This window comes from Nocardiopsis prasina DSM 43845, assembly GCF_000341265.1.
Taxonomy (GTDB): domain Bacteria; phylum Actinomycetota; class Actinomycetes; order Streptosporangiales; family Streptosporangiaceae; genus Nocardiopsis; species Nocardiopsis prasina.
The window spans coordinates 11,268-25,846 of record NZ_ANAE01000075.1; the positions used below are offsets into that span (position 1 = coordinate 11,268).

General features: G+C 70.6%; 12 protein-coding genes. 7 read left to right on the forward strand and 5 right to left on the reverse strand.

Going from position 1 to position 14,579, the window contains the following annotated elements:
- The first annotated feature begins 126 nt into the window (after window positions 1-126).
- Window positions 127-2,433, forward strand: coding sequence for an accessory Sec system translocase SecA2 (gene secA2, locus D452_RS0102720; protein ID WP_026128912.1), 2,307 nt, complete (start codon window positions 127-129; stop codon window positions 2,431-2,433).
- 180 nt (window positions 2,434-2,613) lie between these two features.
- Window positions 2,614-2,883 carry a DUF6406 domain-containing protein gene (locus D452_RS0102725; RefSeq protein WP_026128913.1) on the forward strand — a complete coding sequence of 90 codons (270 nt, stop codon included), beginning with the start codon at window positions 2,614-2,616 and terminating at the stop codon, window positions 2,881-2,883.
- Between the two features lie 857 nt (window positions 2,884-3,740).
- Here the strand turns inward: D452_RS0102725 and D452_RS0102730 are convergent.
- The 3 genes from D452_RS0102730 to D452_RS0102740 all read right to left on the reverse strand — a co-directional run bounded on the left by D452_RS0102730 (window position 3,741) and on the right by D452_RS0102740 (window position 5,896).
- Window positions 3,741-4,013 (reverse strand): hypothetical protein, encoded by a 273-nt coding sequence (locus tag D452_RS0102730; RefSeq protein ID WP_017542621.1) that lies wholly within the window; start codon window positions 4,011-4,013, stop codon window positions 3,741-3,743.
- Between the two features lie 630 nt (window positions 4,014-4,643).
- Entirely contained in the window at window positions 4,644-4,946 is a 303-nt protein-coding gene (locus D452_RS27600; protein WP_017542622.1) for a hypothetical protein, read from the reverse strand.
- Between the two features lie 98 nt (window positions 4,947-5,044).
- Window positions 5,045-5,896 (reverse strand): spermidine synthase, encoded by an 852-nt coding sequence (locus D452_RS0102740; RefSeq protein ID WP_017542623.1) that lies wholly within the window; start codon window positions 5,894-5,896, stop codon window positions 5,045-5,047.
- A gap of 166 nt (window positions 5,897-6,062) precedes the next feature.
- On the opposite strand from D452_RS0102740, the gene D452_RS0102745 reads away from it, so the two are divergent.
- Window positions 6,063-7,796: a proline--tRNA ligase gene (locus tag D452_RS0102745; RefSeq protein WP_017542624.1), complete on the forward strand. Its 1,734-nt coding sequence runs from the start codon at window positions 6,063-6,065 to the stop codon at window positions 7,794-7,796.
- A gap of 82 nt (window positions 7,797-7,878) precedes the next feature.
- Here D452_RS0102745 and D452_RS0102750 read toward each other — a convergent pair whose 3' ends face one another.
- Window positions 7,879-8,364, reverse strand: coding sequence for a ferritin-like domain-containing protein (locus D452_RS0102750; RefSeq protein WP_017542625.1), 486 nt, complete (start codon window positions 8,362-8,364; stop codon window positions 7,879-7,881).
- Between the two features lie 91 nt (window positions 8,365-8,455).
- Window positions 8,456-9,013 (reverse strand): hypothetical protein, encoded by a 558-nt coding sequence (locus D452_RS0102755; RefSeq protein ID WP_017542626.1) that lies wholly within the window; start codon window positions 9,011-9,013, stop codon window positions 8,456-8,458.
- 355 nt (window positions 9,014-9,368) lie between these two features.
- On the opposite strand from D452_RS0102755, the gene rimP reads away from it, so the two are divergent.
- From rimP to infB, 4 genes are all read left to right on the forward strand, one after another.
- Window positions 9,369-9,851 carry a ribosome maturation factor RimP gene (rimP, locus tag D452_RS0102760; protein WP_017542627.1) on the forward strand — a complete coding sequence of 161 codons (483 nt, stop codon included), beginning with the start codon at window positions 9,369-9,371 and terminating at the stop codon, window positions 9,849-9,851.
- A gap of 24 nt (window positions 9,852-9,875) precedes the next feature.
- Entirely contained in the window at window positions 9,876-10,898 is a 1,023-nt protein-coding gene (nusA, locus tag D452_RS0102765; RefSeq protein WP_017542628.1) for a transcription termination factor NusA, read from the forward strand.
- A gap of 13 nt (window positions 10,899-10,911) precedes the next feature.
- A complete protein-coding gene (locus tag D452_RS29385) occupies window positions 10,912-11,217 on the forward strand; it encodes a YlxR family protein (protein ID WP_083927437.1) in 306 nt (101 codons plus the stop codon).
- Between the two features lie 237 nt (window positions 11,218-11,454).
- A complete protein-coding gene (gene infB / locus D452_RS29390) occupies window positions 11,455-14,574 on the forward strand; it encodes a translation initiation factor IF-2 (protein ID WP_083927438.1) in 3,120 nt (1,039 codons plus the stop codon).
- Window positions 14,575-14,579: the final 5 nt, after the last annotated feature.

Genomic DNA, 14,579 nt, shown 5'->3' on the forward strand with positions numbered 1-14,579 from the left:
ACCCGTCCGGGGTTCCCCACGAGTCGCTGGTCCAGGGCGTTCTGTCCCCGTTGGAGCCGACAAGCTGGTACCCGAGAGGAACCATTCGCTTGTGTCCGGCGTTACCCTGGCGTGGTGTTCGGACGAATGGCGGAAAGCGTCCGCCGCCTACTGGGCAAGCCCGGTGCGGTGGACCTGCGGCCCTATACCAAGCTCCTGCCGGCGATCGAGGCCGAAGAGGAGGGTCTGCGAGAACTCAGCGATGGCGAGCTGACGGAGAAGGCCATCGACCTCGGCTACGCCGAGCTTCCCTACTCCCAGAGTGACCTCGTGAGTCTGTGCGCGGTCGGCCGCGAGGCCGCCCGGCGCACCCTCGACGAGCGCCCCTTCGACGTGCAGCTGCTCGGTGTGATGGCCCTCCTCGACGGCCACGTCTCCGAGATGGCCACCGGTGAGGGCAAGACCCTCGCCGGTACCCTCGCCGCTGCCGGGTTCGCCCTGCGCGGCAAGCGGGTCCACGTCCTCAGCGTCAACGACTACCTCGCCCGGCGTGACGCCGAGTGGATGGGGCCCCTCTACGCCATGCTCGGAGTCACGGTCGGCTCCGTCAGCGAGGAGTCCACCGTCGACGAGCGCAAGGAGGCCTACGGCTGCGACGTCACGTACGCGGCCGTCAGCGAGCTCGGCTTCGACGTGCTGCGCGACCGCATGGTGACCGACGTCGACGACCGTGTGGTGCCCGAACCCCACGTCGCCATCATCGACGAGGCGGACTCCGTGCTCGTCGACGAGGCCCGTGTCCCCCTGGTCCTGGCCGGTGCGGCCGAGGCCGTGGCCGCCGACGTCGAGATGGCCGACGTCGTACGGGGCCTCAAGCCGCGCCTGCACTACGAGGTCGACGGCGAGGGGCGCAACGTCCAGCTCACCGACGCCGGTATCGACGCGGTCGAGAAGTCCCTGGGCGGCGTCGACCTGTACTCCGAGGACGACACCTCGGTGCTGCCCCAGGTCAACCTGGCCCTGCACGCGCACGTGCTGCTCCAGCGCGACGTGCACTACGTGGTGCGCGACGGCGAGGTGCGGCTGATCAACGAGTCCCGCGGTCGGATCGCCCTCCTCCAGCGCTGGCCCGACGGCCTCCAGGCGGCGGTCGAGGCCAAGGAGAAGGTCGCGGTCAGCGAGACCGGCGAGGTGCTGGACTCGATCACGGTTCAGTCCCTGGTCCTGCGCTACCCCACGCTGGCCGGGATGACCGGTACCGCCATGAGCGTCGCCGAGCAGCTGCGCGAGTTCTACGAGCTCGAGGTGGCGGTCGTGCCCTCCAACAAGCCGAACGTCCGCGATGACCACGGCACGCTCCTGTTCGCCACCCGTGAGGAGAAGGAGGACGCCCTCGTCGCCAAGGTGGAGGAGATCCACCGGACGGGGCGCCCGATCCTGATCGGCACGCAGGACGTCGCCGAATCCGAACTGCTCGCGGACCGGCTGCGCCAGGCCGGTCTGGAGAGCGTGGTCCTCAACGCCAAGAACGACGCGGACGAGGCCTCCATCATCGCCGAGGCCGGCACCCACGGTGCGATCACCGTCTCCACCCAGATGGCCGGGCGCGGTACCGACATCCGGCTGGGCGGCAGTGACATGACCGACCGCGACCGGGTGGTGGAGACCGGTGGTCTGTTCGTCATGGGCTTCGGCCGCTACCCCAGCAGCCGGCTGGACGGCCAGCTGCGCGGGCGGGCCGGGCGTCAGGGCGACCCCGGCGACTCCATCTTCTTCGTCAGCATGGACGACGACCTGTTGGTGAACCACGCCCCCGAGACCACCGGCTACAAGACCACCGCTGACGGTGAGATCACCGACGAGGGCTGGCTGGCCATGGTCGACCACGCCCAGCGGGTGTCCGAGGGCCAGCTGCTGGAGGTGCACCGCAACACCTGGCGCTACAACAAGCTCATCGACGTGCAGCGCGAGGTGGTCCTGGAGCACCGGGAGCTGGTCCTGACCGGCGGGCAGGGGGACCGGCACGTCGCGGCGGACCGTAAGGAGCGCCACGACGAGCTGGTGGAGGAGCTGGACGCCGACGAGGTCGCCAGCGCCGCCAAGCTCATCACGCTCTACCACCTGGACCGGGGGTGGACCGACCACAACGCGTTCCTCTCGGAACTGCGCGAGGGCATCCACCTGAGGTACCTGGGACGGCGCGACCCGCTCGACGAGTTCAACCGCGAGGCGGTCCCGGTCTTCAAGGGCTTCCTGGACGAGGCCCGGGCCCGTGCCGCCGACAGCTTCGAGGAGCTGGAGGTGGTGGACGGTGAGCTGGACGTGAGCTCGGTCGGCGTGAAGCGTCCGTCGATGACCTGGACCTACATGGTGCACGACCACCCGTTCAGTTCGGCTTTGGAGACGCTCGTGGGCAGGCTCAAGGGCGGTCGGGGTACGTCGAGCGGTGACTGAATAATTCGCACAACCGCCACTCGCGCGGGTCGGGACCAAAGTCCCGGCCCGCGCATTACTTTTGTCGGCTAGTCTGCTGAAGCGCTAATCAAACCCGTCGGTTCCCTGTTTAATTGGTGGACGCGGGTTAAAATGGATGCGTTTTCCAGGTTATTCGAGACGGTTGGGACTGAATCCACGGTGGTCCACGAGATCGGCGCGCAGGAGAAGATCAGTTACGGGCGCAACGACCGCTTCGCCGGCGGGCCCGTCGGCGGCGGTAGCTTCTGGACCGACGACGACGGTCAGCCGGTCGCCAAGATCGGCGGCCCGAAGGAGTGGCGGCCCACGCCCATGATCGACGTCCGCGTCAATGACGTGTTCAGTGTCGGTGGCCAGGCGTGGCGGGTGACGGAAATCGTCGACGCCGATTCGCCGAGTGCGTATCTGCTGGCCACACGGATTAGCTGAGGTCACTCCCCGGGCAGGTCTCGGGGAGGTTTTCTTCTGGCCCTCGTCGGAATCTCCGACCGCCGCGACCGTTCTGTTGGTCGCGGGGGAACGTTTCCTGTTTCGGTTTTGCCGACGAGGGCTTCTTTGTTTGTCCTTATCTGGATTTCTCGTGTGCCGGGGTGTTCGCGCACGTGTGCGACGGTCCGGTGGCACTGAGTTATCGCAGGTCGGCGCTGGTGCGTGGGGAATCCCCCCGGTGGTAATCGAGACATTCCGGTTACCCGAAGGGGGGTGGTCGCGTGACCGGTGCATCGTTAACGTTTGTGATGCAGGCGCGCCCCGGAGCGTGTGGGAGGGTTCGTCGTCCACCAGGGGTACGGGTGGTCGCGCCGGACACCGTCGGACCCAGGGGCTGTCCCCCGCCCCTGGGCCTGGCTCGCTCCCCGGGCCGCGTCGCCCCGGCCGCCCCTAGCGGGTCCCGCTCGGCACCTCCCCCTCCCTTCCTCCCTTCCTCCCTTCCTCCCTTCCTCCCTTCCTTCTTCTCGTTCTCATCTGCGTGCCCTCCCTCGGGCCGCGCGGTGCCCGGACGGGGTGAGTGGATCAGGTTGCAGGGGTCCAGTCGCGTCCGCGACGGTCCTCTGCTGTGATGCACGCAGGATCTTTCGGTCAAACCGAGCGGCGTTCTGGTCTTGCGGTAGAACGAGTTCCAGTATTAGCCTCTGGGTGTGCCTCGCTCGGCGGGGTGCCCGACAGTTCGGTCGTGGGGCGCTCCCGACGGCAGGTGAACGACCGTCGCCCGTCGAAGTCGGATCGCGCCCCGGCCTCGGCGGGCGTCGTCCGTTCCCCGGGGGAGTCGTGTGCGGGTGCCGGTGGGGTCAGCCGAGGAGACGGGAGATCTCGGCGAAGGTCGGGCAGGGCCAGGGCAGGCGGCACCCCTGGCAGCGTGGATCGTCGCCTTCGTCGGGCCTGTGCAGGCCGAGCAGGTCCACGCAGACCCCGGCCAGGGCGGAGACCTCGTTGCGCGCGTTGGCGTAGAAGGCGACGTCGTTGATCCGTGCCAGGGCGCTGTCGGAGCGGGCGTCGGGGAGCCCGACGGTATCCGGCTCCCAGGGCACCGCCCGGTCGGAGCGCTCCAGTATGCCCTCCACACACCGGAGCAGCCTGGCGTGTTCGGAGGTGTGGACACTCCCTGTCGCTGGTCTCGTGAACGGCGGCATCGCTGATCGCCCCCAACGGGTGGATACGCAGCGGCTCATCCCCCAAGGAAAAGCACTGTGACATAGCGTACACATCTCGTCGCGTATTGTCGCGACTTGGGGGTGTGGGCCGCCCTGGGAGCGTGGCCGCCAGACCAGGGGAGATGGGGGGCGCGGGCTGCCCCCAAGGGGAGGGACAGCCCGCAGGTCGGGGGAGGGGACCCGTCGCACGAGCGGGCCCCGCCTGGGAACCGGTCAGCCGCAGCCGCCGCTACAGCCGCAGGAGCCACCGTTCTGGCACCCGCAGCCGCAGCTCGATCCGCAGCCGCATCCGCTCAGGCCCGGCGGTCTGGTCAGGGGGTCGGTCACAGTCCCTCCTCAAGGGCTCGACACCGTCACCCGTGCGCGATCGCACCCGGTCCGGAACGGACCCGGCGCCACGGGCGAGTTTCCCGCCCCAGGAAGTGCCCGCTGCCCGGCTTTTCCAATCGAAGACGGGAACCTTGCCCTTCCATGACCGAGGGACGCCGCGCCCCCGACACGTCGGGGTGCCCATGCTGACCAGTGCCTTCACCGTCGAGTTCAGGTGAAGAGGGTCGACGCCGTGGCCGGTCGGCGTGTCATTCGGTAGAGCCGAACCCGGCCCAGGAGCATGACCGGAACCACGGGCAGCAGCATCGACCACACGAACACACCGACCATCCCGGGAGGGTCCATGCCGGGCAGCTCGGTCGACAGCGCCACCACCAGCCCCGGAACGGTGATCGCCAACGCCGAGGTGTGCCGGGACAGCATGGGGCCGATCAGCCCGCTGGTCGCCGCCAGCGCCGCCACCATCGCCGCCACCATCGCGAACAGCGCGACAATCGCGACGGTTCCCAGCACGGTGAACGCGTCCGGCCGGACCGCCGCCGACCAGGCCGGTCAGGACCAGCCCCCAGGTGACGGCCAGCGTCCAGCTGCCCACGACGAGTACGCGGACCTCAGAAGATGTCGGTCGGCGGCGCGGGGGAGTCCCGCGCGTCCGCGTCGTGCACGGGGGAGTGGCCCGACAGGAACCGGTCCAGGTCCTCGCCCCCCACCAGCCGGGCCATCTCCGGGTCCCGGTGAGCCGACCGTCCCAGCTCCTCCGTCGGCAGCGGCCGGTGGCCCGCCACCAGCACCAGGTTGCCGAACCGGCGTCCGCGCAGGACACCCGGCTCGGCGGTCATCACCACGTGCGGCAGCACCGAACGCACGGTGGCCACCTGGGCGCGCGTGTGCTTCAACGCGTAGCCGTCCCCGACGTTGACCACCAGGAAGCCCCCCGGCCGCAGCACCCGCGCCGCCTCCGCGTAGAACTCCACCGAGGTGAGCCGCGCCGGGGTCCGCGCACCCGAGAAGACGTCGGACACGATGAGGTCCGCGCTGTCCTCGTGCCGGGCGGCGATCCAGTCCCGGGCGTCGCCGATGCCCACCCGCAGCTGCGCCCTGCGGTCCCACGGCAGACGCCGCCGCACCAGTTCCACCAGTGCCGCGTCCACGTCCACCGCGCGCTGGCGCGAACCCGGACGGCTGTGCGCCACGTACCGGGCCACCGTCAGAGCCCCGGCACCCAGGTGCATCGCCTCCACCGGCTCACCCTCCGGGGCCACCAGGTCGGCCGCGTGCGCGATCCGGCGCACGTACGAGAAGTCGAGGTAACCGGGGTCGGACAGGTCCACGTGCGACTGCGGCGTGCCCTCCACCAGCAGGAACCACGAGTTGGCGCGGTCCGCGTCGGCGAGCAGGTCGACCCCCGGCACCACCGAGACCTCCTCCTCGGCCTCGACCCTGTCACGCACACGTCTGCCCATGCCCCCGCCTCACTCCTCGCGATCCCCCAACGTTAGGCGCAGCCGGGAGCCTTCGGAAACGGACGCGCGATCCCCCTCGAAGGAGCGCTAGCCTGGGGTTCCCCAGAAGACCCAACCCGCGCCCCCTCAGGGGCGCGATCACCGAGGAGTGGCCGTGCTACTGCGGATGTCGAACCTGTTCCTGCGCACCCTGCGTGAGGACCCGGCGGACGCCGAGGTGCCGAGCCACAAGCTCCTCGTCCGCGCCGGCTACGTCCGCCGCGCCGCCCCCGGCATCTACACCTGGCTGCCCCTGGGCAAGATCGTCCTGGAGAACGTCGCCCGCGTGGTGCGCGAGGAGATGAACGCGATGGGCGGCCAGGAGGTCCTGCTGCCCGCGCTGCTCCCCAAGGAGTTCTACGAGACCACCGGCCGCTGGGAGGAGTACGGCGACACCCTCTTCCGGCTCAAGGACCGCAAGGGCGCCGACTACCTGCTCGGCCCCACCCACGAGGAGCTCTTCACCCTCCTGGTCAAGGGCGAGTACTCGTCCTACAAGGACTTCCCGGTGGTGCTCTACCAGATCCAGGAGAAGTTCCGCGACGAGGCCCGCCCCCGCGCCGGTGTGCTGCGCGGCCGCGAGTTCCACATGAAGGACTCCTACTCCTTCGACATCGACGACGAGGGTCTCCAGGAGTCCTACGACAAGCACCGGGCCGCCTACATCCGGATCTTCGACCGGTTGGGCCTGGACTACGTCATCGTCTCCGCGACCTCCGGCGCCATGGGCGGCTCGGCCTCCGAGGAGTTCCTGGCGGTCGCGCCCACCGGCGAGGACACCTTCGTGCGCAGCACGGAGTCCGACTACGCCGCCAACGTCGAGGCCGTGCGGACCCCGGCCCCCGCAGAGCGTCCCGTGGAGGGGCTGCCCGAGGCCCAGGTGCACCACACCCCGGGCACCGCCACCATCCAGACCCTGGTGGACTTCCTCAACGGCGCCGGGATGGGCCGCGACTTCACCGAGGCCGACACCCTCAAGAACGTCCTGGTCAAGACCCGCGCCCCCGGCAGCAAGGAGTGGGAGCTCCTCGGCATCGGCCTGCCCGGCGACCGCGAGGTCGACCTCAAGCGCCTCGAAGCCGCCCTGGAGCCCACCGAGGTCGCGCTCCTGGACGACGCCGACTTCGCCGCCAACACCTTCCTGGCCAAGGGCTACATCGGCCCGCGCGCCCTGCTGGACAACAAGGTGCGCTACCTCGTCGACCCGCGCGTGGCCACCGGCACCTCATGGGTGACCGGCGCCGACCGGACCGACCACCACGTGATCGACCTCGTGGCCGGACGCGACTTCACCCCGGACGGCACCATCGACGTCGCCGAGGTGCGCGACGGAGACGCCTCGCCCGACGGCCAGGGCACCCTGTACACCGCACGCGGCATCGAGATCGGGCACATCTTCCAGCTCGGCCGCAAGTACGCCGACGCGTTCAAGCTGGACGCCCTCGGCCCGGACGGCAAGCCCCGCCGCGTCACCATGGGCTCCTACGGCATCGGTGTCTCCCGCGCCGTCGCCTCCGTCGTCGAGCAGTCGCACGACGACAAGGGCATCGTCTGGCCGCGCGAGGTCGCCCCCGCCGACGTGCACGTGGTCGGCACAGGCAAGGGCGGCGAGGTCGAGGAGGCCCTGCGGATCGGCGGCGAACTGGAGGCCCGCGGCCTGCGCGTGCTGGTCGACGACCGCAAGGCGGCCCCCGGCGTGAAGTTCAACGACGCCGAACTGCTGGGGATCCCGACCGTGGTCATCGTCGGCCGCGGCCTCAAGGAGGGCCTGGTCGAGCTGCGCGACCGCCGCACCGGTGAGCGTACTGACGTGCCGGTCGGCGAGATCGTCGAGAGCACCGTCGCCGCCTGCGCCGAGTAGGGCCGCACAGCGACAGGAAGGGGGCTCCCGCGTACTCGGTGCGGGAGCCCCTTCTCGTTGGTCACGGCGTGCGCCGTTCGGGTCAGCCGCGCTCGAAGCCGGGCAGGGAGTCGAGTTCGGCGCCCCACTCCAGGGATCGCACCGTCGACTCCTGGAGGCCGCGCGCCGCGGTCACCCGCAGCTCGGTGTCGGCCGACGCGCTCAGCCACAGGTAGGCGCTCATGGTCGTCTCCTCCAACTCCACGGCGAAATCGTCCATGTCTCCGCCGTCGCGTCCCTGGGGCAACGGGTAGGAGGCCAGCGCCGCCGGGGGGTCGACACCCCGCTCGACCGAGGCGGCGTGCAGGGCGTCCCGCAGCGCCTTGTGCTCGTAGGCGGACGCCGAGGCGCGCTCGCGCCGGGTCCGGTCCCCGGCGGCGCCGCCGACGAACTCGTACCCGTACACGGCCGCGTGCTCGGCGCTCAGGGCCTCCGCCAGGGCCGCGCCGGTGGGATCGCCGCCCTCGGAGGGTGACGGATCCGTACCGGGTCCCTGGGAGCCCCCCGCGGGCGTGGGGATCTCGCTCACCTGACTACCTGCCTTCCGCCATCACGTCGCTCGGACGTCCCTGGGATGTTCCTCGGCCTTCCTCCGCCGCGCGGCCCCGCCACCTCCGCGCTCAGGCACGCGCGAGCAGATGGGCGTGCCCGGCCTCGCAGGCACCGATCCCGCTCACGAGCTGAGCCAGCCCGGGATCGGTCACCGCCGCCGCCTGGTCGAGTCGGGCACTGGTCGCGGCCGCGGCGAGCACGCGCAGCCCCGCGGTGTCGGGCACGGCGTCCAGCGCCACCTCCCCGACCGGGGCCGGGGGCTCCGCCTCGTCCCCGACGGTGTCGTGCGCGGTCACGCCCTCGGGCAGGGCGTCCAACAGGGCGTCCAGGTGCGTGAGGTGGTCCTCCAGCAGGCGCTCCAACAGCTCCGCGGGGCCCGTGCCGTGCTCCAGCGCGGCCTCGTGACGGACGATCGCCCGTTCCTTCTCGCGGATGAGCGAGCGCAGCACGGCGACGTCCGGCGTCACGTCGAACGGGTACCAGTCGGCCCCGGCACAACCGCTCACCCCGACAGTGCCCGCGACCGCGCCGGTCACCGCGACACCGGTCAGCACGAGGCTCCTGGCCGCCAAGGACCGCCTCGTCAGTCCGTGCGCGGTGCGACCGTTGACATCCCCCTGGTCCACGCGCTCTCCTCCCGTGCCCACGGCGTCGACAGGACCGCCGTCTCCGGCGGTCAGCCCCCATCTTTCCACGGTCGGCGACGGGTCCGGGTCGCGCTGACACCCCCTGCCAGGACGGTGTTCCGGACACCCGGAGACCCACCCGTGGGCACCCCCGTCCGCGTGTACCGACCTGGGCGCCGCTCAGGTGTGGATACCCTTGCACCACAACCGCCGTCGCACGCGACGTGCGGCGCTCCAGCTCCCCTCACGGGGGCACGGAGCGGATTCGACGAAGACTACGTACAGAGCTGGACCGCCCCGTTCACGGCACACGGCCGAGCGGGCGGGATTTCGCCGTTTGAGGGGCTAATCACGCATGGGAGCGCAGGCGCGCAACGAGCGCATCGCCGAGCTGCTTGAGCCGGTACTGGCCGCGGCCGGACTGGACCTGGAGGCCGTCGAGCTGACACCCGCGGGCAAACGCCGGGTGCTGCGCGTGGTCGTGGACTCCGACAACGGGGTCGACCTGGACGTCGTCGGAGAGGTGAGCCAGGCCGTCAACGAGAGCCTGGACGCCTCCGACGTCATGGGCGAGCAGCCCTATGTGCTGGAGGTCACCTCCCCGGGGGTGGACCGTCCGCTCACGCTGCCGCGGCACTGGCGGCGCTCCCAGGGCCGTCTGGTGAAGGTCTCCCTCGTCGAGGGCGGCGACCTCACCGGACGCGTCACCGAGTCCGACGACCAGGGCGTCACCCTGGACGTCAAGGGCCGCCCCCGCAGCCTGGCCTACGACAGGATCGCCAAGGCCAAGGTCCAGGTGGAATTCCGTCGCGAAGCCGACACCGACGCGGCGGACTAGAGGGGGAGCCCCATGGATATTGACATGAGTGTCCTGCGCAGCCTGGAGCGCGAGAAGGACATCGCCGTCGAACTGGTGGCCAAGGCCATCGAGGACGCCCTCCTGATCGCCTACCACCGCGAGGAGGGCCCCGACAGGAAGGCCCGCGTGGAGCTCAACCGCTCCACCGGCCACGTGGTCGTGTGGGTCTCCGAGACCGACGAGGAGGGCGGGGTCGTCGGTGAGTTCGACGGCACCCCCACCGGGTTCGGCCGCATCGCGACCTCGACCGCCAAGCAGGTCATCCTCCAGCGTCTGCGCGACGCCGAGGACGAGCTGACCCTGGGTGAGTTCGCCGGGCGCGAGCACGACATCGTCTCCGGGATCATCCAGCAGGGCAACGACCCGCGCAACGTCCTGGTCGACCTCGGCAAGATCGAGGCCGTCCTGCCCCCGCAGGAGCAGGTCCCCACCGAGGACTACACCCACGGCGAGCGGCTGCGCGCCTACGTGGTGCAGGTCCGCAAGGGCCACCGCGGCCCCTCGGTGACCCTCTCGCGCACCCACCCCAACCTGGTGCGCAAGCTCTTCGAGCTGGAGGTCCCCGAGATCGCGGACCACACCGTCGAGATCTCCGCGATCGCCCGCGAGGCCGGTCACCGCACGAAGATGGCGGTCCGCTCCAACCGGGGCGGCGTCAACGCCAAGGGTGCCTGCATCGGCCCGCTGGGCAGCCGCGTCCGCAACGTCATGGCCGAGCTCCACGGAGAGAAGATCGACATCGTCGACTACTCCGAGGACCCCGCCGTGTTCGTCGCCAACGCGCTCTCCCCGGCCCGGGTCAACTCGGTGGAGATCCTCGACATGGCCGCGCGGGTGGCCCGCGTGATCGTGCCGGACTACCAGCAGTCGCTGGCGATCGGCAAGGAGGGCCAGAACGCCCGTCTCGCCGCGCGCCTCACCGGCTGGCGTATCGACATCCGCTCCGACGCCGACCCCGTGCCGGCGCCGGGCGAGGACGCGGACGAGACCGTCCAGGGGGACGAAGACACCCCTTCGGCCGGTTAATCGGGTCGCGCCCATGTCCCGACGCGATAGGGTGGCCGGAGACGGTCCTGACCGCCCCGTGCGTACGTGCGTGGGGTGCCGGTCGCGGACAGTCCAGTCCGACCTCGTGCGGCTGGTGGCCGTGGGCACGGTCATCACGCCCGACACCCGAGGTCGACGTCCGGGGCGCGGCGCCTATCTGCACCACGATCGGCGATGCCTGGAGCTCGCCGAACGGCGCAGAGCATGGTCCCGTGCCTTCCGGAACCGGAACGGTGGTGGCTCCACCGGGTGGGATGTCTCGCTAGTGACGTCCCTCCTTGGTGACGCCCCCGCCTGATCGAGTGCGACTCGGTTCCGGATAGGGTTGGAATGTCCGCGCCGGCCCCGTGGTTGATGTGACCGAGGTCGGCGTGTAGTGCTGTGTCGGCACTTATGAGCTGGCCCATTGTTGTGTAGCGATGAGGAAGCAGGTCGAGATTGCGATGAGCGCCTGATGAGTACGCAGCGATGAGTAACTCGAGCTAACGACGGTCCGGCACAAGCCCATGTCCCGGACCGAAGCTGAAGGAGAAGTGTGGCGAAGGTCCGGGTGTACGAACTCGCTAAGGAGTTCGGTGTAGAGAGCAAGGCCGTGCTGGCCAAGCTCAACGAGATGGGCGAATTCGTCCGTTCGGCGTCCTCGACGATAGAGGCCCCCGTCGTTCGACGCCTACAGGAAGCTTTCAACAACGGTTCCGACGGCGGCAAGAAGGGTGGATCGGCTCCCAAGCCCGGTCCCAAGCCCGCCGCCGAAGGTTCGGCGCGTCCCGCGGCTCCCAAGCCCGGTCCCGCGCCCAAGCCGGGCCCGAAGCCCGGTCCGGCCGCGCGTCCCGCGGCCCCCAAGGCCGAGAAGCCCGCAGAGCCGGCGGAGAAGCCCGCCGCTCCGGCCGAGAAGCCTGCCGCGCCGGTCGAGAAGCCCGCGGTTCCGCATTTCGAGAAGCCCGCCGAGCGGCCCGAGTCCGCTCCGAAGCCCGGCCCCAAGCCGGCTCCGAAGGCGGCTCGCGGCGACGCCCCGCGTCCCGGCGGCCCCAAGCCCGCTGGCGCCCAGGGTGCCCGCGGTGAGCGTGGCGACCGCGGCGAGCGTGGCGACCGTCCCCAGCGCGGTGACCGTCCGGAGCGTTCCGGCGGCCGCGAGGGTGGTCGTGACGGCGGTCGCGGCCCGCGTCCGGGCGGTCCCCGTCCGGGCCCGCGTCCGGGTAACAACCCGTTCGCGTCCAACGCCTCGGGCATGGGCTCCAAGCCCGCCGCCCCGCGTCCCGGCGGCGGCGCTCCGCGTCCGGGCCCCCGTCCCGGTGGCCCGCAGGGCGGCGGCGAACAGCGCGCCCCCCGTCCCGGCGGCGGTGGCGCTCCGCGTCCCGGCGGTGCCGGTGGCCCGCGTCCGGGCCCCCGTCCCGGTGGTCCGCAGGGCGGCGGCGAGCAGCGCGCTCCGCGTCCCGGCGGTGCCGCGGGCGCTCCCCGTCCCGGTGGCGGTGCTCCGCGCCCGGGTGGCGGCGGCGCTCCGCGACCCGGCGGTCCGCGTCCCAGCCCGATGAACATGCCCTCGTCCCGTCCGGCGGCGCCCGCTGGCGGCGGCCGCGGTGGTGGCGGCGGCGGTCGTCCCGGTGGCGGCGGTGGCCGCGGCCGTGGTGGCGCTCCCGCGGGTGCGGGTCCGCGTCCCGGTGGCGGCGGCGGTCGTCCCGGCGGCTTCGGTGGTCGTCCCGGTGGCGGCGGCCGTGGTCGCGGCGGCGGAACGGCCGGTGCGTTCGGTCGTCCGGGCGGTCGTCCCGGGCGTGCCCGCAAGTCCAAGAAGCAGCGGCGTCAGGAGTTCAACGACCTCCAGGCCCCGTCCTTCGGCGGCGTCAAGATCCCGAGCGGCAACGGTCAGACGATCCGTCTGTCCCGTGGCGCCTCGCTCTCGGACTTCGGCGACAAGATCGACGTCAACCCGGCGTCGCTGGTCCAGGTCATGATGCACCTGGGCGAGATGGTCACCGCGACCCAGTCGCTGCCCGACGAGACGCTTCAGCTGCTCGGCGAGGAGCTGAAGTACAGGATCGAGGTCGTCAGCCCCGAGGACGAGGACCGCGAGCTGCTGGAGTCCTTCTCCATCGAGTTCGGCGAGAACGAGGGCGGCGACGCCGACCTGCGTCCGCGTCCCCCGGTGGTCACCGTCATGGGTCACGTCGACCACGGTAAGACCCGACTGCTGGACACGATCCGTAAGACCAACGTCGTCAGCGGCGAGGCCGGCGGAATCACCCAGCACATCGGTGCCTACCAGGTCGCGACCGAGGTGGACGGCGAAGAGCGCAAGATCACCTTCATCGACACCCCCGGTCACGAGGCGTTCACCGCCATGCGTGCCCGTGGTGCGAAGGTCACCGACGTCGCGGTCCTGGTCGTGGCGGCCGACGACGGCGTCAAGCCGCAGACGGCCGAGGCCATCGACCACGCCAAGGCGGCCGACGTGCCGATCGTGGTCGCGGTCAACAAGATCGACGTCGAGGGAGCGGACCCGCAGCGGGTGCGCGCCCAGATGACCGAGTACGGTCTCGTGGCCGAGGAGTACGGCGGCGACGTCCAGTTCGTGGACATCTCCGCGCTCAAGGGCGACAACATCGAGGCGCTGCTCGAGTCGATCGTCCTCACGTCCGACGCGGCCCTGGACCTCCAGGCCAACCCGGACATGGACGCCCAGGGTCTGGCGATCGAGGCCTACCTGGACCGCGGTCGCGGTTCCATGGCCACGGTCCTGGTCCAGCGGGGCACGCTCAACGTCGGTGACTCCATCGTCTGTGGCGACGCCTTCGGTCGCGTTCGCGCCATGCTCGACGAGCACGGCGAGAACGTGCAGTCGGCTGAGCCGTCCCGTCCGGTCCAGGTGCTCGGTCTGACCAACGTGCCCAGCGCCGGTGACAGCTTCCTGGTCGTCAAGGACGACCGCGTGGCCCGTCAGATCGCCCAGCAGCGTGAGGCGCGTGAGCGCTTCGCCCAGCAGGCGAAGTCGGCCCGCCGGGTCACCCTCGACAACTGGCAGTCCGCCATCAAGGAGGGCGAGCGCTCCGAGCTGCTCCTCCTCATCAAGGGCGACATGTCCGGTTCGGTCGAGGCGCTCGAGGAGTCGCTGCTCAAGATCGACGCCGGTGGCGACGAGGTCAGCATCCGGATCATCGGACGCGGCGTCGGTGCCATCACGCAGAACGACATCAACCTGGCGTCGTCCGCGGACGCGATCATCGTCGGCTTCAACGTTCGGCCCGAGGGCAAGAACAGCCAGCTGGCCGACCGCATGGGCGTCGACATCCGGTACTACTCGGTCATCTACCAGGCCATCGACGAGGTCGAAGCCGCGGTCAAGGGTCTCCTCAAGCCCATCTACGAGGAGGTCCAGCTCGGCAGCGCCGAGGTCCGCGAGGTCTTCAAGGTGCCGAAGATCGGTAACATCGCCGGTTCCATCGTCCGTGACGGCATCATCCGCCGTAACACCAAGGCACGTCTCATCCGCGAGGGCAAGGTCATTTCCGGCAACCTCAACGTCGAGTCGCTGCGTCGGTTCAAGGACGACGCCACCGAGGTCCGCGAGGGCTTCGAGTGCGGTATCGGTGTCGGTTACAACGACATCCGGGTCGAGGACGTCATCGAGACCTACGAGATGCAGGAGAAGCCCCGCGACTAGTCGCG